Here is a 19,861-nt window from a genome sequence, read left to right as displayed (position 1 = left end):
AGCGTCACGCCCACCCTTCCAGCACCTGGTCGGGTGGGCGGTGGCCGTCGGCCCACATGCGGATGTTGGTGATGACCTTTTCGCCTGTCGCCAGCCGCCCCTCGAAGGTGGCGGAGCCCATGTGCGGGGTCATCACGACATTGGGCAAGGCCAGCAGGCGCGGGTCGATTTGCGGTTCGTGCTGCCACACATCGAGGCCAGCCCCGGCCAGTCGCCCACCTTCCAGCGCAGCGATCAACGCCGCTTCGTCGACGATCCCCCCGCGCGAAGTGTTGATGACATAGACATGCGGCCGCAACAGCGCGATCCGCCCTGCGTCGATCAGCCCTTCGCTATCGGGGTTGCGCGGGGTGTGGATCGTCAGAATGTCGATCGCCGACAGCATCTCGTCGAGATTGGGGTGCCACTGCGCCTGCAGTTCGGCCTCGACCACCTTCGGCAGGCGGTGGCGGTTGTGATAATGGATCGTCAGCCCAAAGGCGCGCGCGCGCCGCGCAACCGCCTGGCCGATCCGCCCCATGCCGAGAATACCGAGCGCCTTGCCGCCGATGCGGTGGCCGAGCATCCCGCCCGGCGTCCAGCCCTTCCACTCGCCGGATCGCACCAGCTTTTCGCCCTCGGCCAGGCGGCGCGGCACCGACAGGATCAGCGCCATCGTCATGTCGGCGGTGTCCTCGGTCAGCACGCCCGGTGTGTTGGTGACGATGATGCCGCGCGCCCGCGCTGCCTTCAGGTCGATATGGTTCACGCCCGCGCCGAAATTGGCGATCAGCTTCAGCGCGAGGCCAGCGCCCGCGATCAACTCGGCATCGATTTCATCGGTGACGGTCGGCACCAGCACATCGCATTCCGCCATCGCGGCGGCGAGCTCCTCGCGTGTGAGCGCGGCGGGGCCGCGGTGGATGCTGGTGTGGAACAATTGCTCCATGCGGTCCATTACCGCAGCGGGCAATTCGCGAGTCACCCAAACCTTTGGGTTGGGCACTCTCGGGTTCGCGGCACGTGTCATTTCGGGCATGGTGAAGGCTTGGCGGAGGTGTCTGGCGGCGTCAACGGGTGTTGAAGCGCGCCGCGCTTCCACTGTAAACGACGATGGATTTTGTGGGGGACTGAGATGCGGTTTCGAGCCAGGATTTTGCTGGCGGTGATGGGGATTGCGCTGGCGGTGCCGTCGGTGGCGGGGCTGGTGCAGAAGAAGCCGCCCTTTTTCGCCTCGATTGGCGCGGGCAAGGCGCGGATGCGGACCGGGCCGGCGCGCAGCTATCCCTCAAGCTGGCTGTACCAGCGTGCCGATCTGCCGGTGAAGGTGCTCGACATCTATGGTCGTGGGCAATGGTATAAGGTGGAAGATCCGGACGGTACGCAGGGCTGGATGATGGGCACGCTGATCCGCGAGACGCGGACGGCGCTGGTGATGGGCACCGTCGCCGAGTTACGCGATTCGCCGCGCGATGCCGGGCGCGTGCTGTGGCGTGCAGCGCCGGGCGTGGTCGGTCGGATCAGCAAATGCGCGCAGGGCTGGTGCTATTTCGACGTGCGCGGCCGCGGCGGCTTTGTCGAGGCGGTGCATTTGTGGGGCGTGGAGCCGGGCGAGACGCTGAATTGAGCGAGACCGGGTCAACGTGGCGGATCGTCCAGGATGATCTGACGAACCCCGCTGTGATCGCGCTGATCGAACTGCATTTGCGCGCGGCGCACGAAAATTCCCCGCCGGGGAGCGTGTTCGCGCTCGATCTCAGCGGTTTGCGGCACCCTGATGTGACGCTGTGGACGGCATGGGAACAGGAAGACCTGCTTGGCATGGCGGGGCTCAAGGAACTCGATACACAGCATGGCGAGGTGAAGTCGATGCGCACCGCACCGGGGCACGAGCGCCGTGCCGTTGCGGCCACGCTGCTCGATCATGTCATCGCGGCGGCGCGGCGGCGCGGTTATCAGCGACTGAGCCTGGAAACGGGCTCAAACGCGCCATTCGCGGCGGCACGCGCGCTCTATGGACGCGCTGGCTTTACCGTGTGCGGGCCGTTTAACGGCTATAGCGACGTCGCCTTCTCCACCTATTTCACCCGAGCGTTGTGAGCATGGAGCCAACCGAGCAGCGGGCGTGGCGGTGCAGGGCCGCTATGCCCGGATCCGACGCGATCCCATGACCGACTGGCTTTGGCCGTTGGCATTGGGCGTCCTGGGCGCGCTCGTCGGGAGCTTTCTGGCCACGATCGTCGTGCGCTGGCCGGAGGGGCGATCGGTCGCGCGCGGGCGGTCGCAGTGCGACGCCTGCGGAGTCACGCTGGCCCCGCGCGATTTGGTCCCGTTGCTGAGCGCGGCGCTCGCGCGCGGACGGTGTCGCGCCTGCGGTGCTTCGATCGACTCGCGGCACTGGCAAATCGAGCTTGGCTGCGTCGTGATCGGCGTTTTGGCGGGGCTCGCCGTACCGGGGCCGGTGGGGCTGGCCGGAGCGGTGTTTGGCTGGTTGCTGCTGACGCTGGCGGCGCTCGACATTGCCGCCTTCTGGCTGCCCGATGCGCTGACCGCGACGCTGGCGGGGGCGGGGCTGGCCACCGGACTGTTGGGGGTTGCGCCGTCTTTGGCCGATCGGCTGATCGGTGGGCTCGGCGGGTTCGCGGCTCTGTGGATGGTCGGGGCTGGTTATAAGGCGCTGCGCCACCGCGACGGGCTGGGCGGCGGCGACCCCAAGCTGCTTGGCGCGATCGGGCTGTGGCTCGGCTGGCGGATGTTGCCGGTGGTGGTGTTGCTGGCGGCGCTGACCGGGTTGGCGGCGGTGCTGTTGGGGATGATGCGCGGGCGCACCGCCGCGCTTGGCGATCGGTTGCCGTTCGGTGCGCTGCTGGCGATCGCGGCTTACCCGGCGTGGCTGTTCCTGTTAGGCTCTGCGCCATGAAAGCGCTTCTCCCGTTCGCTCCGTTGCTGCTCGCCGCCGCCCCGCAAAGCGCCCCGACACCGACTCCGCTGCCGTCGTCGATCGATGGTTTGCCGCTGGGCGCGATCCCTCGGCAGGATCTCCCGGCCAAGGGCTGTGCTGCCTATCTGTGGACCGTCAGCGGCACGCGCGCGCTGGTGGCGATGGCGCAGGCCGATCCAGGGCGGCTGCGGCTGTCGATCGGCGGGACGATGACCGATCTCGACCGCAGTGCCCAGAGCGGGGCGGGCGGCTTCGGCTTTGGCGAGAGCAATGACTATGGTGCCGCGGGCATATCTGCCAAGCTGACGATGAAGATCGAGACGCGCGAGTCGATCAGCAGTGGCGCGGTGGTAACCGAAGGCTTGCTGCAGTTGGATCGCGCCGGGCAGGATACGGTGGTGGTTCCGGTCGGAGGTTTGATCGGCTGCGCGACGTGACACGATAACACTCCAAAAGGGGGATGAGGATGACGATGCAGGATGTGCTGGCGCGGCAACGCGCGGCGTTCATGGCCGAACTCCCGGTTGGGCTGGCGGTGCGCAAGGATCGCCTCGCGCGCGCGGCGGCGATGATCGCTGACAATGCCGATGCCTTTTGCGACGCGCTGAGCGAGGATTTCGGGCATCGCAGCCGCGAACAATCGATGCTGACCGACATCGCTTCGTCGATCGCGCCGATCAAGCACGCCATCAAATCGCTGGATCGCTGGACGCGGCGCGACAATCGCGCGGTGCAATTTCCGCTCGGGCTGCTCGGTGCGCGCGCCTGGGTCGAATATCAGCCCAAGGGCGTCGTCGGCGTGATCGCGCCGTGGAATTTCCCGGTCAATCTGGTGATGGGGCCGATCGCGGGCATCTTCGCGGCGGGCAACCGCGCGATGGTCAAGACCAGCGAATTCACCGCGCGCACGGCGGCGTTGTTCGAAGAAGTGAGCCCCAAATATTTCGCAACCGAGGAACTGGCGTTCTTCAGCGGCGGGCCGGAGGTGGGCAAGGCCTTTTCCGAATTGCCGTTCGACCATCTGATCTTCACCGGCGCGACCGGGATCGGGCGGCATATCCTGCACGCCGCGGCCGACAATCTGACACCGGTGACGCTGGAACTCGGCGGCAAGTCGCCGGTCATCATCGGCAAGGACGCCGACATCGCGCGCGCGACCGAGCGCGTGGCGATCGGCAAGATGCTCAACGCCGGGCAAATCTGCTTGGCACCCGATTACATGCTGGTGCCGGAAGCACAGGAGCAGGCAGTGGTCGACGGGCTGAAAGCGGCGGTGTCGAGCATGTATCCGACCTTGCTCGCTAATCCCGATTATACCGCCATCATCAACGACCGTCACCACCAGCGCCTGCAAGACTGGGTCGCGGATGCGCGCGCCAAGGGCGCGACGGTCGAAACGGTCAACCCGGCGGGCGAGGATTTCGCCGGGTCGAACGCCCGCAAGATGCCGCTCCACATCGTCCGCAACGCGACCGACGACATGATCGTGATGCAGGAGGAACTGTTCGGACCAATCCTGCCGGTGCGCCGCTACACCGGCATCGACAGCGCGATCGCCGAGGTCAATCGCCGCGACCGCCCGCTCGGCCTCTATTATTTCGGGCCGGACGAGACGGAGCGGCGGCGCGTGCTCGATCGCACGATTTCGGGCGGGGTGACGCTCGACGACGTGGTGTTCCATGTCTCGATGGAAGAGCTACCCTTTGGCGGCATCGGGCCATCGGGCATGGGCTCGTATCACGGCTTTGACGGCTTCAAGACCTTCAGCCACGGCAAAGCGGTGTTCAAGCAAGCCAAGCTCGATGTCGCGAAACTGGCAGGCCTCAAGCCGCCTTATGGCAAGGCAACAATGGCGAGCGTGAAGCGGCAGATGAAGTGAGCGGCTCGCGGTGTGTGCCGCGATTCAAGAATGGCTACCCGCCCCATCCGTTCGTTTCGAGCGAAGTCGAGCATCTGTGTTGTCGGTCAAGGGGTGACTTGCGTCCAGTGTCGATTTTCAGTGATGAGGGTGTTTGCAAGGACGACGATTTTGCGGGCGAAGGCAGCGAGCGCCAGTTTGGCGGGTTTGCCGCGTTCGATGAGGCCTTGGTAGAATCGTTTGAGATCGGCGTTGCGGCGGCTGGCGCTCAGCGCCGCCATGTAGAGGGCACAGCGGAGCTGGGCACGCCCGCCATGGATGCGGCGCTTTGGCTGGGATGTCCCGCTATCCCGCGCAAAGGGGGCGAGCCCGGCAAGGGCTGCGGCCTGCTTGGCGGTGATGCGGCCGAGTTCGCCGAGCTGGGCTAGGAAGACGAGCGAGGTGACGGGGCCGACGCCGGGGATTGAACGCAGAATACGGGCCTTGCGGTCGAGCTCGTGATCGGCCCGGATCATGGTGTCGATCGTGCTATCGAGCCGGGCGATATGGCGCTCGAGCATGCGCAGGCGGGTGGCGAGTTCGCGCCGCAGGAAGGCGCTGGTGGCAGCGGCGAGACGATTGCCGAGCGCGGTGCGTTCAGCGATTGCGGCCTGGCGGGCGCTGGCGAGTTCCTGAAGCTCCTCTTGCGCCGGTGTCGGCGGGGCGACCGGATCGGGGCCAAGCCGCTCGGCCATGCGCGCCAGCATCGCGGCATCGATCGCATCGGTCTTGGCGAGCGTGCCGGACGCCTGGGCGAACAGCCGCGCGCGCAGCGGATTGGCGAGCGCGACCGGCAGACCGGCTTCATGCAGCCGACGATGGACGGCGCGGTGATAGCGCGAGGTCGGCTCCATCAGCACGAGCGCCACCGCGTGCTGGGTGAGCAGCGCCACAAGGTGGCGGTGGCCGTGCGCATCGTTGGTCACGCGCAACCGCTCGCCCAGCGGGTGCAGATGCACATCGAGATGCGCCTTGCTCACATCGATGCCGACATGGATCGTCGGCGTTGCCTCGGCCTTTTCTTGCATTCGGGTCTTGCTCCCCATCATCTGTTCAGGCCAGACAAAGAGGACGGACGGACCACGCTCGACTGCGGCACATAGCCCAGAAACCCACGGTCCCGCCCGTCCGACCTGCAGGGGCGGCCACCCCTGCAGGTCAACCCTTCTGGATCACCAGATCAGGCCAGCCGCAACATGCAAGAAACCTGCGCTGTGACGGGTTTCTCGACTTCGCTCGAAACGAACGGTTGGGGGGCGGCCACTAACTCGGACCCGGGGGTAGCAGGCCCCGGCCAGGCCAGTCCCTATTCTCGCCCCCCTCAATCCACCCGATAATGGATCGGCTTGAAACTCCCGCCATTGCTCGCCGGGGCCGAGCAGGCGGTGAGGCCGATCACCAGATCCATCGCCGCGCGAAACACGATGTGGTCACCCGCCTGGCTGATCGGCGGCAGCACTTCGAGCTTCCCCGTCGTGCCGTTCACCGGCACATTCATGAAGCAATTGAACGCGACCGGGATCCGATCCTCGGTCACGCCATACGGTGCCAGCGCCTCCGCCAAATTGCCGAAGCACCCGCGATGCGTCGGCAGATCAGGATAGAAATGATTGAAGGTGTCGTGCGAACAGGGGGTCAGCAGGAAATCGTGGCGTCCGACCGTGTCCGAGATGATCTCGAGCAGCGGGTTCGACCGATTGGAATAGAGCGTGTGCCCGGTGGTGAGGTAGATCGTCTCGGCATAATCGAGTGTCCGGCCCGAGGAGATTACCTCGTCAACATCGGCTGCGTTGAACGCCAGCAAATCGGCGACTTGGCGCCCACGCGGGTCGATCACCGTCAGCGTTTGGCCTTCGGCGAGCCGGAAGGCCGTACCGCTTCGCTCGGGAATTTCGATCGTTGCGCTCATTCGGGCGATCCCGAATACTGGAACGGGCATTTCCACCCGTCTTCGACGGCGCGCCCGCTATATTGCCGCGCCTCGCTGCTATCCCCGTGGCGAGCGAGCATCGGGTTGCGCGATCCGGCCAAGGCTTCGTCGCGCACCAGAATCTTCTCGCGCATGCCTTCATAGCGGCCTTGCGCACGCAGCGTTTCGAACTGGTCGTGCAGGTTGAACACCATGGTCGGTCGCGCAAAGCGGCGCGCCGGGCGGCTGGCGCGCGGGTGCAGCCCGACGATGAAGAACGCCTCGCCACCAAAGCTCAGCGAAAAATGGGCGCTTTCCGGGTCGGCGCTGACCGCAGTGTCATAGCCCTGGCCGCGCCATACATCCTTGTCGGACAAGGATTGCGCGCGCTCCCACAGCGCCGCTTCGAACGCTTCCTCGGACAAAGCGTCGGGCCCGTCGAAAATCACCGCAAAGCTGCGGAACAGCCCAGGATCCTCGCGATACGCCTTGGCGAAATGCAGCAACCCGTCATGGATGCGCAGATCGTCCCAAGCACTGTCGATCCGGTCGCAGGCCAGCACGGAGAGTGTGCCCTTGGCGAGCGCCGCCTTGGCCCCGACACAGGGAAAGTCCGCCGCCGCGACATGCGCGTCGAGCAGGGCCTGGAAATCTCCCTGCGCGCGGTGCTGCCAGGGGAATAAGGGGGTGATGGGCGTTGGCATGCCCGTCAAGACGAGCAAACCTCCCGCTAAGTTCCCGAAAATCCTACTGATCGGGATCAAGCCATCAGGGAAGGACCGCCTTGGGAAAGCCGCCCCACGCCGCATCGTAATCGGCGTCCAGCGCGCCTGCCTCCAGCGCAAAATCGGTCGGCCGGAACACCCAGCGACTTTCGATCATGAAGGCCATTGTGTCGTTCAGCTTGTGCGGGGCGAGATCAACTGCGCTTGCGCCCTGCCAGCTGGCGACATCCGGCCCGTGCCCGCTCATCTGATTGTGCAGCGACAGCGCGCCCGGCACGAAGCCGCCAACCTTGGCATCATACGCGCCCTGCAACAGCCCCATGCACTCGCTCATCGTGTTGCGGTGGAACCAGGGCGGACGGAAGGTATTTTCCGCCACTAGCCAGCGCGGCGGGAAGATCACGAAATCGACGTTCGCGGTGCCGGGCATGTCGCTGGGCGAGGTCAGCACGGTGAAGATCGAGGGGTCGGGGTGGTCGAAGCTGATGCTGCCGATCGTGTTGAAGGTCGCCAGATCATATTTCCACGGCGCGTAATTGCCGTGCCAGGCGACCACGTCGAGCGGGGAGCGCCCGAGATCGGTCTGCCAGAGCGTGCCGAGGAATTTCTGAACGAGCTGATAGTCGCCCTCTACATCCTCATACCAGGCGACCGGCGTCGCAAAATCGCGCGGATTGGCGAGGCCGTTGGCACCGATTGGCCCGAGATCGGGCAAGCGGAACGGGGCCCCGAAATTCTCGGCGACATAGCCGCGCGCCGGGCCATCGGGCAGGATGACACGGAAGCGCACGCCGCGCGGGATCAGCGCGATCTCGCCCGGCTTGACGTCGATCCGGCCGAGTTCGGTGAGCAGCGTCAGCGCGCCTTGCTCGGGCAGGATCAGCAATTCGCCATCGGCCGACACGAAGGCGCGGTCCACCATGTCCTTGGCGCAGCGATAGAGGTGCATGCTGACGCCGGTCTGCGCGCGCGGGCCATCGCCCGCGACCATCATCGTGGTGAGCGAATCGAGCCAGTCGGCATCCACGCCGTCGAGCGGCCCCCAGCGCAGGCGATTGGGTGCGAGCGGGGCGTCCGAAGGAGCCGTCGCGAACAGCGGGGCACCGTTATAGCGGGTGAAAGCGGGATGCGCGGCGGAAGGCCGCAGGCGATAGAGCCACGACCGGCGATTTTCGTGGCGCGGCGCGGTGAAGGCGGTGCCGCTCAGTTGCTCGGCATAGAGCCCGAACGCCGGGCGCTGCGGTGAATTGCGCCCGATGGGGAGGGCACCGGGCACCGCCTCGGTGGCGAAATGGTTGCCGAAGCCGGTCATGTAGTGGGTCATCATCTCCCTTTCTCCCTCGCCCCGGCGGGGAGAGGGTAGCGCAGCTTGGCAGCTTGCTGCCTAGCGAAGCTGGGGAGAGGGGCGGCAAAGTGTGCGGCCTCGCGCGATCGACCCCTCTCCCAACCTTCGCTAGGCCCCGCTGAAGAAGCGGGACCAAGCTGCGGTATCCCTCTCCCCTGTCCAGGGGCGAGGGAGAAAGTTTTACGCCTCGACCTTGCCCGGCACCACGCCGCGGCGGATCTGGTCGAGTTCGATGCTTTCGAACAACGCCTTGAAATTGCCTTCGCCAAAGCCGTCATTGCCCTTGCGCTGGATGATCTCGAAGAAGATCGGCCCGACCATATTCTCGGTGAAGATCTGCAGCAGCAGGCCCCCGCCCGTCTCAGGCGCGCCGTCGATCAGAATGTCGCGCTTGCGCATTTCGGCGACGTCATGGCCGTGACCGGGCAAGCGCTTGTCGATCAGGTCGAAATAGGTTTGCGGCGTCGTCTGGAAGCGGATGCCGTTGGCGCGCAGCGCGTCGACCGTGGCGAAGATGTCGTCGGTTGACAGTGCAAGGTGCTGAATCCCTTCGCCCTTATAATCCTTGATGAACTCCTCGATCTGCGAATGCTCGTCCTGGCTTTCGTTGAGCGGGATGCGGATCTTGTCGTCGGGCGCCGTCATTGCCTTGGAGAATAGGCCGGTCGACTGCCCCTCAATGTCGAAATAGCGGATCTGGCGGAAATTGAAGATCCGCTCGTAATAATCCGCCCAATAGTCCATCCGCCCGCGCTGGAGATTGTGCGTCAGATGGTCGAGCGTGTGCAGGCCGACGCTATGGTCTTCAGCGGTCGCGCCGGTCGGCACGAAATCGGTGTCGTAGATCGTCTCGTCGCCATGCTTGTCGACCAGATAGAGGTTGGCCCCGCCAATCCCCTCAATCGCCGGAATCTCGAGCTCGCCCGGACCGTGCGCGCCCGACACCGCCGTCGCACCGCGCTCCAGCGCGAGCTTCAACGCAGCCTCGGCATTGGCGACGCGGAACGCCATCGCATTGGCCGAGGGGCCGTGCGCGTTGCGGAAGCCCGCGACCTGGCCGGCCTCGTCCATGTTGAGCAGGAAGTTGATGTCGCCCTGCGCATAGCGGCGGACGTTCTTCGACTTGTGCGTGCCGGTGTGGGTGAAGCCCATCTTGACGAACAGATCGGCGAGCGCCTCCGGATCGGGCGAGGTGAATTCGACGAATTCGAAGCCATTCAGGCCCATCGGGTTTTCGGGCTTGGTCTCAGGTGTCGTCATCGGTGCTGCTCCGGAGAAACTGGTAACAAATGAAACTATACCGATGATCGGAAGCGAGGTCCAGCGGGGGATGACGGGGCCGCGCCGGACCGATACACAAAGCCGGTGATCCGTTACGATGCCCGCCAACGCAGCTTTGCCGTCTGCCTGTCCGCCCTCGCGGGCTTTGTCGATGCGATCGGCTTCATTACGACCGGCGGTTTTTTCGTGTCGTTCATGAGCGGCAACTCGACCCGGCTCGCGGTCGGGGTTGCGCAGCATCACGCGGCGGCTTTGCTGGCGCTGCAATTGATCGCGACCTTTGTCGGCGGCGTGGTCATCGGATCGATGATCGGGCGGATAGCGGGGCGGTATCGTCACCCGCTGATCCTGGCGTGGATGGCGGTGCTGCTCGCGCTGGCGGGAACGGCGGGGGAATCCGGCGCGGTGTGGGCGGCGGCGAGCCTGATGGCGCTGGCGATGGGCGCGGAAAACACCGTGTTCGAGGAGGATGGCGAGGTGCGGCTCGGTTTGACGTATATGACCGGGACGCTGGTCAAATTGGGGCAAAGGCTGGCGCTGGCGTTACAGGGCGGTCCCCGCTGGGCATGGCTTCCGCATTTCTATCTGTGGATCGGATTGGTCGGGGGTGCCATCACGGGCGCGGCGACCTTCCCGCTGCTCGGCTTTGGCGGATTGTGGATCGCATCGGCGGTTCTGGTCGCGCTGGCGGTATTTACGATTTTTCGGGGTGAAGTGCTGTTCGGTGTGGCGACCGCCAAGGGCCCGGCATGACAGGCCTGAAGCTCGATCACTTCCTGCCCTATCGCTTGTCGATCGCGTCGAACCGCGTGTCGGCAGCGATCGCCAGCACGTACCAGGCACTGTTCGGACTGAAGATTCCCGAGTGGCGGCTGATCGCGATCATCGCCGAGCATGACGGGATCACGCAGCAGGCGCTGGGCGTTGCGACGCGCATGGACAAGGTGACGGTGAGCCGCGCCGCGACCGCGCTGGTCGAGCGCGGGCTGGTCGCGCGGCGGCCCAATCCGGGCGACCAGCGCTCGCATCTGCTGATGCTGACCAGCACCGGGCGGGCGCTGTACGAGGATGTCGCGCCCAAGGCGCTCGAACTGGAAGCGCAGGTTTTCGAGGGTTTCACGGCGGAGGAAATTGCCAGCTTTCGCGAGATGCTCGACCGGATCGAGGCGTCGGCGGCACCCTTCGATGCGGATCGCGGGTGAACGATGGGGGTTGAAGGGCGGGGGGCTCGTGGCCTAAGCGCGGCATAGCCCTCCCCAGGCCGAGACGCTTTTCAGGAGGATGTTCCCATGACCGCTTCGCCCGTCCCCGCCATGCTCGACCGCGCTGGACTCTCGGTTGCAGCGCCGCTGGCTGGTTTCATCGAGGAGCGCGTGTTGCCGGGGCTCGGCATTGAACCCGGCGGCTGGTGGCAGGGCGTCGCCGCGATCTACGAGGCGTTTGCCCCGCAAAACCGTGCGTTGCTGGGCGTGCGCGATGCACTGGAGGCGCAGATCGACGCGCGCTATCAGGCAGGCGGAGCGGTGGACGAGGCGTTTCTGCGCGAGATCGGCTATCTTGTGCCCGAGCCTGCGCCGTTCACCATCGGCACCGAAAATGTCGATGCCGAGGTGGCGACGATGGCCGGGCCGCAACTGGTGGTGCCGATCCTCAACGCACGCTTCCTGCTCAACGCCGCCAATGCCCGCTGGGGCAGCCTGTACGATGCCTTTTACGGCACCGATGCGTTGCCGGGCATGGCAGTGCCGGGCGGTTACGATCCGGTGCGCGGGCGGCAAGTGGTCGCGGCCGCCAAGGCGTTTCTCGATGAGGCTGTGCCGCTGGCGGCGGGCTCTTGGGCGGATTTTCACGATGCGGAGCCAGTGTTGCGCGATCCTGCGCAATTGGTGGGGCGCAAGGGCGCGTCGTGGCTGTTCGTCAATCATGGGCTGCATATCGAGGTGGTGGTCGACCGCGATCATCCAATCGGGCGCGAGGATCGGGCTGGCATCGCCGATGTCATCCTTGAATCCGCGCTGACCACGATTTGCGATCTGGAGGATTCGGTCGCGGCGGTCGATGCGGAGGACAAGGTTGCGGCCTATGCCAATTGGCTCGGGCTGATGAAGGGCGATCTGTCCGACACGTTCGAGAAGGGCGGCAAGTCGGTGACGCGGCGGCTCAACCCCGACCGCGTCTATGACGATGGGCTGGTGCTCGCCGGGCGCAGCCTGTTGTTCGTGCGCAATGTCGGGCATTTGATGACGACGCCGGCGATCCGCCTCGCTGATGGTAGCGATGCGCCCGAGGGCATTCTCGACGCGATCGTCACCAGCACGATTGCGCTGTACGATTTGCGCGGGCTGGGTACCTTCCGCAACAGCCGCGCGGGATCGGTCTATATCGTCAAGCCCAAGATGCACGGGCCGACCGAGTGCAGCTTCACCAACGCCCTGTTCGATGCGGTCGAGGATCTGCTGGGTCTGACGCGGCACACGATCAAGGTTGGCGTGATGGATGAGGAGCGCCGCACCTCGGCGAACCTCGCCGCCTGCATCGCGGCGGTGAAGGATCGCATCGTCTTCATCAACACCGGTTTCCTCGATCGCACCGGCGACGAGATGCACACCGCGATGCGTGCGGGCCCGATGATCCCCAAAGTCGAGATGAAGTCGAGCGATTGGATCAAGGCCTATGAGGATCGCAATGTCCGCATCGGGCTGGCGGCGGGGCTGAGCGGCAAGGCGCAGATCGGCAAGGGCATGTGGGCCGCACCCGATCGCATGGCCGACATGATGGCGCAGAAGATCGGCCATCCCATGGCGGGCGCGAACACCGCCTGGGTGCCGTCGCCGACGGCGGCTACGCTGCACGCGATCCACTACCACAAGGTCGATGTGTTCGCGCGGCAGCGCGAAATTGCCAAGGAGGCTGTCCCAGGGCTGGGGCCGCTGCTGACCGTGCCGGTCGCGGTCGGCCGCAACTGGACGCCCGAGGAAGTGCGCGCCGAGTTGGACAATAACGCACAGGGCATTCTCGGCTATGTCGTGCGCTGGATCGATCAGGGGGTGGGGTGTTCGAAAGTGCCCGACATCCACGATATCGGCCTGATGGAAGATCGCGCGACATTGCGGATTTCCTCGCAACATATCGCCAACTGGCTGCTGCACGGTGTCGCGACAACCGAAGACGTCGATGGAGCCTTTGCGCGCATGGCGGCGAAGGTCGATGCGCAAAATGCCGGTGATCCTTTGTACCGGTCGATGAGCGGGCACCCCGAAAGCCTCGCCTGGCAGGCGGCGCGCGCGTTGGTGTTTGAAGGGATTGACCAGCCCAATGGCTATACGGAGCCGTTGCTGCACGCCTATCGATTGCGGGCGAAGGCGGTTTAGGGAAACCTATTCGCCGTTGCGCGTTAGACGGTAAGGCGGGGGCTGGGATCGCGAGACCCTCTGACATGAAGCGGGGAAGCGCGGGTTTTGGGTTTGCTGCTATTTTCAACGGGACTGATCGCTGTGGCCGCTGGCGGCGTGCAGCAAGCGCCGTCCGCTGTTCCCGCCCCAATGCCGAAGGTAGGGGATCCGCAAACCGCCGAACCGCCGATCGTCCCGGATGATACGTTCAACAAGGCGCTGCCGCCGCTGTCGAACGACATCAACGCCCCGCTGGAACCACTTTCACCCATCGCCATGCCCACTCTGGCTGCTCCAGCGGAAGCGGTGCCGCCCGAATTAACGCAGCCGCTACCGGCGTTGCAGGCGTTCGACTCGACGCCGCTTGTGGATGTCACCGTCAAGGACGCAAAGGCCCCGGACATCCGCTACGACACTGTCATACGCGGGCTGGATACGCTCGGGCTGACCGGCAAGTTCAACGGCCTGTCGGCGCTCAGGGGCGGCGACGGCAAGGCGGCCAATGCCACGGTGGTCTCGGCGCGCGGGCATGAGGATGAAGATCTGGCGATCCGCCTGATGAAGTCGCTCGGTTATTATGATGGCACCGCCATCTCGACGATCGAGCAGATCCCCGGCGACACCGCACGCGTCCGCGCGATCGTCTCCGCCACGCCGGGCAAACAGTATAAGCTCGGCACGATTACGGTGCAGGCGGCACCGACGCTTCCCGCTGGACTGGTCGAAAGCCTGCTCCCGCTGCGCACCGGCGAAGCGATCGAGGCCGAGCGGGTGCAGGGCGCGGAAGCCAATGTTGCGCTGGTGCTGCCGCAGCGGGGTTATCCCTTTGCCAAGGTCGGGCAGCGCGACATCCTGCTGGATGACGTTGCGGGAACGGGCGATTATACCTTGCCGGTCGATGTCGGCCCGCGATCCTCGTTCGGCACCTTTACTACTGAGGGGCGGCTGGCGTTCGGCGCGGCGCATGTCGGCGTGCTGACGCGCTTCAAGCCTGGCGACCTGTATGACAATCGCAAGGTCGACGATCTGCGCGCGGCGTTGGTCGCGACGGGGTTGTTCTCGACCGTGTCGGTGGAGCCGGTCCGCACCGGCAATATCGGCCCCGATGGGACCGAGCAGGTCAATCTGCTGGTTGAGCAGGAACGCGGGCCGGCGCGTTCGATGGCGGTCAGCGGCGGCTACAGCACCGGGCAGGGCATCCGGCTGGAAGGATCGTTCACGCATCGCAACCTGTTCCCGCCCGAAGGCGCGCTGATCGTGACGGCGGTAGCGGGCACGCAGGAGCAAGGGGCCACTGCCACCTTCCGCCGCTCCAATGCCGGGCGGCGCGACCGGACGGTGACCTTCACGGCTGGGGCCGACCATTCCAATTACGACGCCTTCGACGCCTTCACGACCACGTTTTCGGGGAGAATTTCGTATGACTCCACGCCGATCTGGCAGAAGAAGTTTACCTACGCTTATGGGTTCGAGCTGACCGGCACCAATGAAAGCGTCTATGATTTCGGGCGTGGCGCGCGGCGGCGCGCGACCTATTTTATCGCGGCACTACCCGGGCAGGTGGAATTTGATCGTTCGGACAGCCTGCTCAACCCGACCAAGGGTTATCGCCTGAAGCTCAGCCTCAGCCCCGAAACTTCGGTGCGCGGCGCGGTGCGCCCCTATGCGCGAACGCTGGTCGAAGCGAGCGGCTATTATCCGATCGGCGACAGTATCGTGCTGGCCGGGCGGGTGCGCGCCGGGTCGATTGCTGGGACGGATCGCGACGATCTTGCACCGTCGCGGCGTTATTATGGCGGCGGTGGCGGATCGGTGCGCGGCTATGGCTATCAGCGGCTCGGGCCGCTCGATCCCAATGGCGATCCGGTCGGCGGCCGCTCGATCAACGAATTCGCGCTTGAGGCGCGCTACCGCTTCGGCAATTTCGGGATCGTGCCCTTCCTCGATGGCGGCAATGCCTATGAGAGCGTCTTGCCCAAGGCGACGGACTTGCGCTTCGGGGCCGGGATTGGCGGGCGCTTCTATACCAATTTCGGGCCGCTGCGCTTTGACGTCGCGACGCCGCTCAACCCGCGCAAGGGCGACGGCAAGATCGCGCTCTACATTTCCATTGGGCAGGCCTTTTGATGACCGAACAGACTGTCGTCATCGCGCGTGCACCCCTCTGGCAGCGAGCGCTGAAATGGGTTGGGCTCACGCTGTTGGGGCTGATCGTTCTGGCCGGGCTCCTGGTGCTTGGTCTCAACACCGCGCCGGGCCGCCGGATCATCGCCAATTCACTGGGCGGGTACACCACGGCGTCTGGCCTCAACATCAAGGTCGGGCGGATCGAAGGTTCGCTGTACGGCGCAATGGTGTTGACCGATGTGCGCGTCAGCGATCCCAAGGGCGTGTTCCTGACCGCGCCGCGCATCGCGGTGGATTGGCGGCCGTTCGCCTATCTGAACAACCATATTGACGTGCGCTCGGCGCAGGCGGCGCTGGTGACGATGCAACGCTCCCCGGCGTTCAAGGCGGTGCCGACCGACCCCAATGCGCCGATTCTGCCCGATCTGGACATTGATATCGGGCGACTGACGGTCGCGCGGATGGTGCTCGCGCAACCGGTGACGGGGGCGGTCCACATCCTCAAGATCGACGGCGCGACCCACATTGCCGAGCGGCGCGCGCAAGTGACCGCCAGCGTCTCGGCGCTGGCCGGGCGCGGTATTGCGGGCGGCGATCGGCTGACCTTCAAGCTCGACGCCGTGCCCGATGCAAACCGGCTGGACCTCGATGCGCATCTGGTTGCCCCGACAACCGGCGTGGTCGCCAGCATGAGCGGGCTGAAGGCCCCGCTCGATTTCAGCATTGGCGGCAAGGGTAGCTGGAAGGCGTGGCAGGGCAAGGCGACCGGCACGCTGGGCGGCGCGTCCTTCACCGATCTGGCGCTGACCGCGAACAGCGGCACCTTCACCGTGCGCGGCTTCGCCAATCCGGGCCTGTATCCCGGCGGCGCGCCCAAGACGGAGGCGAGCGCGGCCAATCCGCTCGCCCGGCTGACCGCGCCGCGCGTGCAGGTCGCGCTCACCGCCACGCTCGATCAGCGGCGCGTGACGCTGTCGGGGGCGCTGCGCTCCGATGCGCTGGCGCTGAATGCCAAGGGCCTGCTCGACCTTGCCGAGAGCCGTTTTGGGCAATTCGCGGTCGATGCGAAGTTGCTGACCCCCGGCGCGATCGCCCCCAATTTGCGCGGGCGCGATGTGGCGGCGCGCGTCGTGCTCGATGGAAAATTCGCGACGCCAACCGTCAATTATGTCGTGACGGCCGCCGTGCTGGGCTTTGGCGAGACGCAGGTTGAGAAGCTCTACGCGTCGGGGCTGGCGCGGGTGAATGCCGACCATATCATCGTGCCGCTCTCCGCCCGCGCTGCGCGCGTGACCGGACTCAATGCGGCGGCGGGTGGCCTGTTCGACACTGTCGCGATCAATGGCGATATTGCCATCACCGGCAATACGCTGCTGTCGGACAATCTGCGGATCCGTTCGAACAAGATCGACGCGACCGCCTTGGTCGTCGCTAATTTGAAGACCGGCCTCTATCGCGGTGCGCTCAACGGGCGGGTGAATGATTACCGGATCGATGGCGTCGGCATCGTCTCGCTGCGCACCGACGCCAAAGTGGTGACGGTGGCGAGCGGCGGTTTCGGCATCACCGGCCATGTCGCGGCCAGGACCTCGCAAATCTTCAATGACGGCGCGCGCAGTTTCCTCGGTGGAAATGCGGTGGTGACGGCGGATGTCGGCTATGACCCGAACGGCATCGTCACCTTCCGCAACCTGCATTTGGCCGCGCCGCAATTCCGCGTGACGCGCGGGCAGGGGCGCTATGACCCAAAGGGCCCATTACTGGTCGAAGCGGACGCGTATTCGACGCAATATGGCCCGCTCTTCGCCCGCGTCACGGGCACTGCGACCAAGCCGGTCGTGCTGCTGCGCGCGCCGCGCCCCGGCGTTGGGGTGGGGCTGGTCGATCTGGAAGCGACGGTGCGCGGCACGGGGTCGTCTTATGCCGTGCTCGCCAAGGGCGGCACGCAATATGGCCCGTTCACCGCCGACCTAAACGTCACGCCCGGCACGCAATTGACGGTCGACATCCGCAAGGCGCGTTTCGCCGGGGTCGATTTCACCGGCAAGCTGCAGCAACTTCCGGCCGGGCCTTTCGCCGGGCGTGTTCAGTTCGCCGGATCGGGCATCAGCGGTGCTGCGCTGCTCGCCGCGCAGGGCAAGGTGCAGCGCATCGATGTCGCCGCCCGCGCGAGCAACGCCAAGGTTCCGGGCGCGGTCGACTTCACGATCGGACGCGCGATCGTCAATGCACAGGCGATCCTCTACCCCAACGCGCCGCAGATCGTTGCCGACGCGCAAGTTGCCGATCTGCGCTACGGCGCGGCGGTGCTGTCGAGCGCACGCGCGAAGATCAATTACGTCAATGGCAATGGCACCGCGCAGGCGGTGGCATCGGGCTCGAACGGGGTGCCGTTCCATATTGCCGCCAATGCGCGGCTGAGCCCGACTTTGTGGCTGGTCGCGGCGCAGGGGCAGGCCAACGGCATCGGCTTCAAGACCGGCACGCCTGCGCGGATCGCGATCGAGCGGGGGACCTATCATCTCCAGCCGACGCGGATCGATTTCGACAAGGGCAGTGCGCGCATTGCCGCCGATTATGGTGCGGGGCTCGTTGCCAAGCTGCGGCTCGATGCGCTCGATCTGTCGGTCGCCAACGCGATCGTGCCGGATCTCGGTCTTGGCGGATCGGCCACCGGCGCACTCGATTATACCCAGCCGCGCGGGGCTGCTGTGCCGACCATCGCCGGGCAATTCCGCGTCGCGCGGTTCACCCGATCGAGCCTGGCGAGCGTCTCCGAACCCGTCGATCTGGTCACGCAGATCGGCCTGAACGCCAATGGCGGCGATCTGCGCGCGTTGGTGCAGCGAGGGGGCACCACGATCGGGCGGTTGGTCGTCACGCTGGGGTCGCTCGGCGGCGGTAGCGATTGGACGCAGCGGCTGATGGCGGCCCCCTTGTCGGGCGGCATTCGTTATAATGGTCCGTCGGGCGTGCTGTTCTCCTTTGCGGGCCTGTCGCGGCAGCAACTGTCGGGGCCAATCGCGGTGGCGGCCGATTTTGCAGGCACCGTCGATGCTCCACAACTGACCGGCCTGCTCCGGGCGGATTCGCTGACCTATGACAATGAAGTTTATGGCACGCGGCTGACCCAGATGAAGCTCGCCGGGCGCTTCACCAATGACCGGCTGGAGATCACGCAGCTGTCGGCGCGGGCGGGCGAGGGGACCGTGCAGGGGCAGGGATCGGTCGGCTTCTCGGCGGCAGCGGGCTTCCCGATTGATGTCCGCGCGACGCTCAACAATGCGCGCCTCGCTAGCAGCGACGCGCTCGGCGCGACTGCGACCGGCACGATCGCGATCACCAACAGCAAGGCCAATGGCGGCCTGATCACGGGGGATTTGCGCATCCCCAATGCGCGCTATGAGATCATTCGCCAGGGGCAGGCCGATGTTGCGGAACTGACCGGGGTGCGCCGCAAGAGCGACCTCACCAAGGCCAATGCGCAGGCGACCGCGCCTGCCGAACCGGCCGGGCTGTTCAAGCTCGACCTGCGCGTGCGTGCGGACAATCAGTTGTTCGTGTCGGGCATGGGGCTCGAATCCGAATGGCAAGCGGATTTGCGCGTCGTCGGCACTTCGCTCGCCCCGCGCGTAACCGGCAATCTCGAGATCGTGCGCGGCACCTACTCTTTCGCCGGCAAGCGCTTCGACGTAACCAAGGGCGATATCCGTTTCGACGGCGGCGCTTTAATCGATCCGCAAATCGCGCTGAGTGCCACGACCACCACCAACGGCATCACGGTGGTGATCGATGTCTCGGGCACGGGCCAGAAGCCGCAAATCGCGTTCAACTCGACGCCGGCTCTCCCGCAGGATGAGGTGCTCAGCCGCTTGCTGTTCGGCAGCTCGGTCACCAATTTGTCGGCGATCCAGGCAATCCAGCTCGCCGCCGCGCTCAACTCGTTGCGCGGCTCCGGCGGCGGGCTCAACCCGCTTGGCAAATTGCGCTCGGTCGCCGGGATCGATCGGCTGCGCATTCTCGGGGCGGACAGCGCCACCGGGCGCAGCACGTCGCTGGCGGCGGGCAAATACATCACCAACAACATCTATGTGGAGGTAATCACCGATGCGCGCGGCTTCACCGCCACGCAATTGGAGGTTTCGCTGACCAAGGCGCTCAGTGTGCTGTCGCAAGCCGGGTCGTTCGGTGGGTCCAACGTCACGGTGCGCTACAAGAAAGATTTCTAATCGCAACGGATCGCTTCCCGTGAGCCCGAAAATCGA

At 65.6% G+C, this 19,861-nt stretch carries 16 protein-coding genes; 10 read left to right on the top strand and 6 right to left on the bottom strand.

Features of this window, described 5'->3' with window-relative positions:
- Positions 1-4: 4 nt before the first annotated feature.
- Positions 5-1,009, bottom strand: coding sequence for a 2-hydroxyacid dehydrogenase (locus H4W01_RS09765; RefSeq protein ID WP_435804109.1), 1,005 nt, complete (start codon positions 1,007-1,009; stop codon positions 5-7).
- 105 nt (positions 1,010-1,114) lie between these two features.
- On the opposite strand from H4W01_RS09765, the gene H4W01_RS09760 reads away from it, so the two are divergent.
- From H4W01_RS09760 to H4W01_RS09740, 5 genes are all read left to right on the top strand, one after another.
- Positions 1,115-1,606, top strand: a complete 492-nt coding sequence (locus H4W01_RS09760; RefSeq protein WP_029622387.1) for an SH3 domain-containing protein — start codon at positions 1,115-1,117, stop codon at positions 1,604-1,606.
- On the top strand, positions 1,603-2,079 hold the full coding sequence (locus tag H4W01_RS09755; protein WP_209610850.1) for a GNAT family N-acetyltransferase: 477 nt from the start codon (positions 1,603-1,605) through the stop codon (positions 2,077-2,079). The genes H4W01_RS09760 and H4W01_RS09755 overlap by 4 nt, the downstream gene beginning before the upstream one ends.
- Positions 2,080-2,146: 67 nt before the next feature.
- A complete protein-coding gene (locus H4W01_RS09750) occupies positions 2,147-2,899 on the top strand; it encodes a prepilin peptidase (protein ID WP_209610849.1) in 753 nt (250 codons plus the stop codon).
- Positions 2,896-3,357: a hypothetical protein gene (locus H4W01_RS09745; protein WP_209610848.1), complete on the top strand. Its 462-nt coding sequence runs from the start codon at positions 2,896-2,898 to the stop codon at positions 3,355-3,357. Before H4W01_RS09750 ends, H4W01_RS09745 begins: the two co-directional genes overlap by 4 nt.
- Positions 3,358-3,386: 29 nt before the next feature.
- Positions 3,387-4,799 (top strand): coniferyl aldehyde dehydrogenase, encoded by a 1,413-nt coding sequence (locus tag H4W01_RS09740; protein WP_209610847.1) that lies wholly within the window; start codon positions 3,387-3,389, stop codon positions 4,797-4,799.
- 86 nt (positions 4,800-4,885) lie between these two features.
- Here H4W01_RS09740 and H4W01_RS09735 read toward each other — a convergent pair whose 3' ends face one another.
- From H4W01_RS09735 to hppD, 5 genes are all read right to left on the bottom strand, one after another.
- Positions 4,886-5,845, bottom strand: a complete 960-nt coding sequence (locus H4W01_RS09735; RefSeq protein WP_209610846.1) for an IS110 family transposase — start codon at positions 5,843-5,845, stop codon at positions 4,886-4,888.
- 293 nt (positions 5,846-6,138) lie between these two features.
- Positions 6,139-6,726 carry a DUF1989 domain-containing protein gene (locus H4W01_RS09730; RefSeq protein ID WP_209610845.1) on the bottom strand — a complete coding sequence of 196 codons (588 nt, stop codon included), beginning with the start codon at positions 6,724-6,726 and terminating at the stop codon, positions 6,139-6,141.
- On the bottom strand, positions 6,723-7,430 hold the full coding sequence (gene gntA / locus H4W01_RS09725; protein ID WP_209613313.1) for a guanitoxin biosynthesis heme-dependent pre-guanitoxin N-hydroxylase GntA: 708 nt from the start codon (positions 7,428-7,430) through the stop codon (positions 6,723-6,725). Before gntA ends, H4W01_RS09730 begins: the two co-directional genes overlap by 4 nt.
- A 64-nt stretch (positions 7,431-7,494) precedes the next feature.
- Entirely contained in the window at positions 7,495-8,775 is a 1,281-nt protein-coding gene (gene hmgA / locus H4W01_RS09720) for a homogentisate 1,2-dioxygenase (protein WP_209613312.1), read from the bottom strand.
- A gap of 201 nt (positions 8,776-8,976) precedes the next feature.
- A complete protein-coding gene (gene hppD / locus H4W01_RS09715) occupies positions 8,977-10,056 on the bottom strand; it encodes a 4-hydroxyphenylpyruvate dioxygenase (protein ID WP_209610844.1) in 1,080 nt (359 codons plus the stop codon).
- A 105-nt stretch (positions 10,057-10,161) separates the two neighbouring features.
- On the opposite strand from hppD, the gene H4W01_RS09710 reads away from it, so the two are divergent.
- The 5 genes from H4W01_RS09710 (at position 10,162) to H4W01_RS09690 (ending at position 19,825) form a co-directional block, all read left to right on the top strand.
- Complete coding sequence (locus H4W01_RS09710; RefSeq protein WP_209610843.1) at positions 10,162-10,830, top strand: YoaK family protein; 669 nt, start codon at positions 10,162-10,164, stop codon at positions 10,828-10,830.
- Positions 10,827-11,279, top strand: a complete 453-nt coding sequence (locus H4W01_RS09705) for a MarR family winged helix-turn-helix transcriptional regulator (protein ID WP_010403063.1) — start codon at positions 10,827-10,829, stop codon at positions 11,277-11,279. The genes H4W01_RS09710 and H4W01_RS09705 overlap by 4 nt, the downstream gene beginning before the upstream one ends.
- Before the next feature lie 87 nt (positions 11,280-11,366).
- Complete coding sequence (locus H4W01_RS09700; RefSeq protein ID WP_334685220.1) at positions 11,367-13,448, top strand: malate synthase G; 2,082 nt, start codon at positions 11,367-11,369, stop codon at positions 13,446-13,448.
- Between the two features lie 171 nt (positions 13,449-13,619).
- Entirely contained in the window at positions 13,620-15,596 is a 1,977-nt protein-coding gene (locus H4W01_RS09695; RefSeq protein WP_334685219.1) for an autotransporter assembly complex protein TamA, read from the top strand.
- Positions 15,596-19,825 carry a translocation/assembly module TamB domain-containing protein gene (locus tag H4W01_RS09690; RefSeq protein ID WP_209610842.1) on the top strand — a complete coding sequence of 1,410 codons (4,230 nt, stop codon included), beginning with the start codon at positions 15,596-15,598 and terminating at the stop codon, positions 19,823-19,825. The genes H4W01_RS09695 and H4W01_RS09690 overlap by 1 nt, the downstream gene beginning before the upstream one ends.
- Positions 19,826-19,861 lie beyond the last annotated feature (36 nt).

Origin of the sequence: Sphingomonas sp. PL20, from assembly GCF_017875905.1 — a bacterium.
Classification (GTDB): Bacteria; Pseudomonadota; Alphaproteobacteria; order Sphingomonadales; family Sphingomonadaceae; genus Sphingomonas; species Sphingomonas echinoides.
The sequence above is the reverse complement of the archived record's forward strand: the minus strand, read 5'-3'. Positions and strand labels throughout refer to the sequence as shown.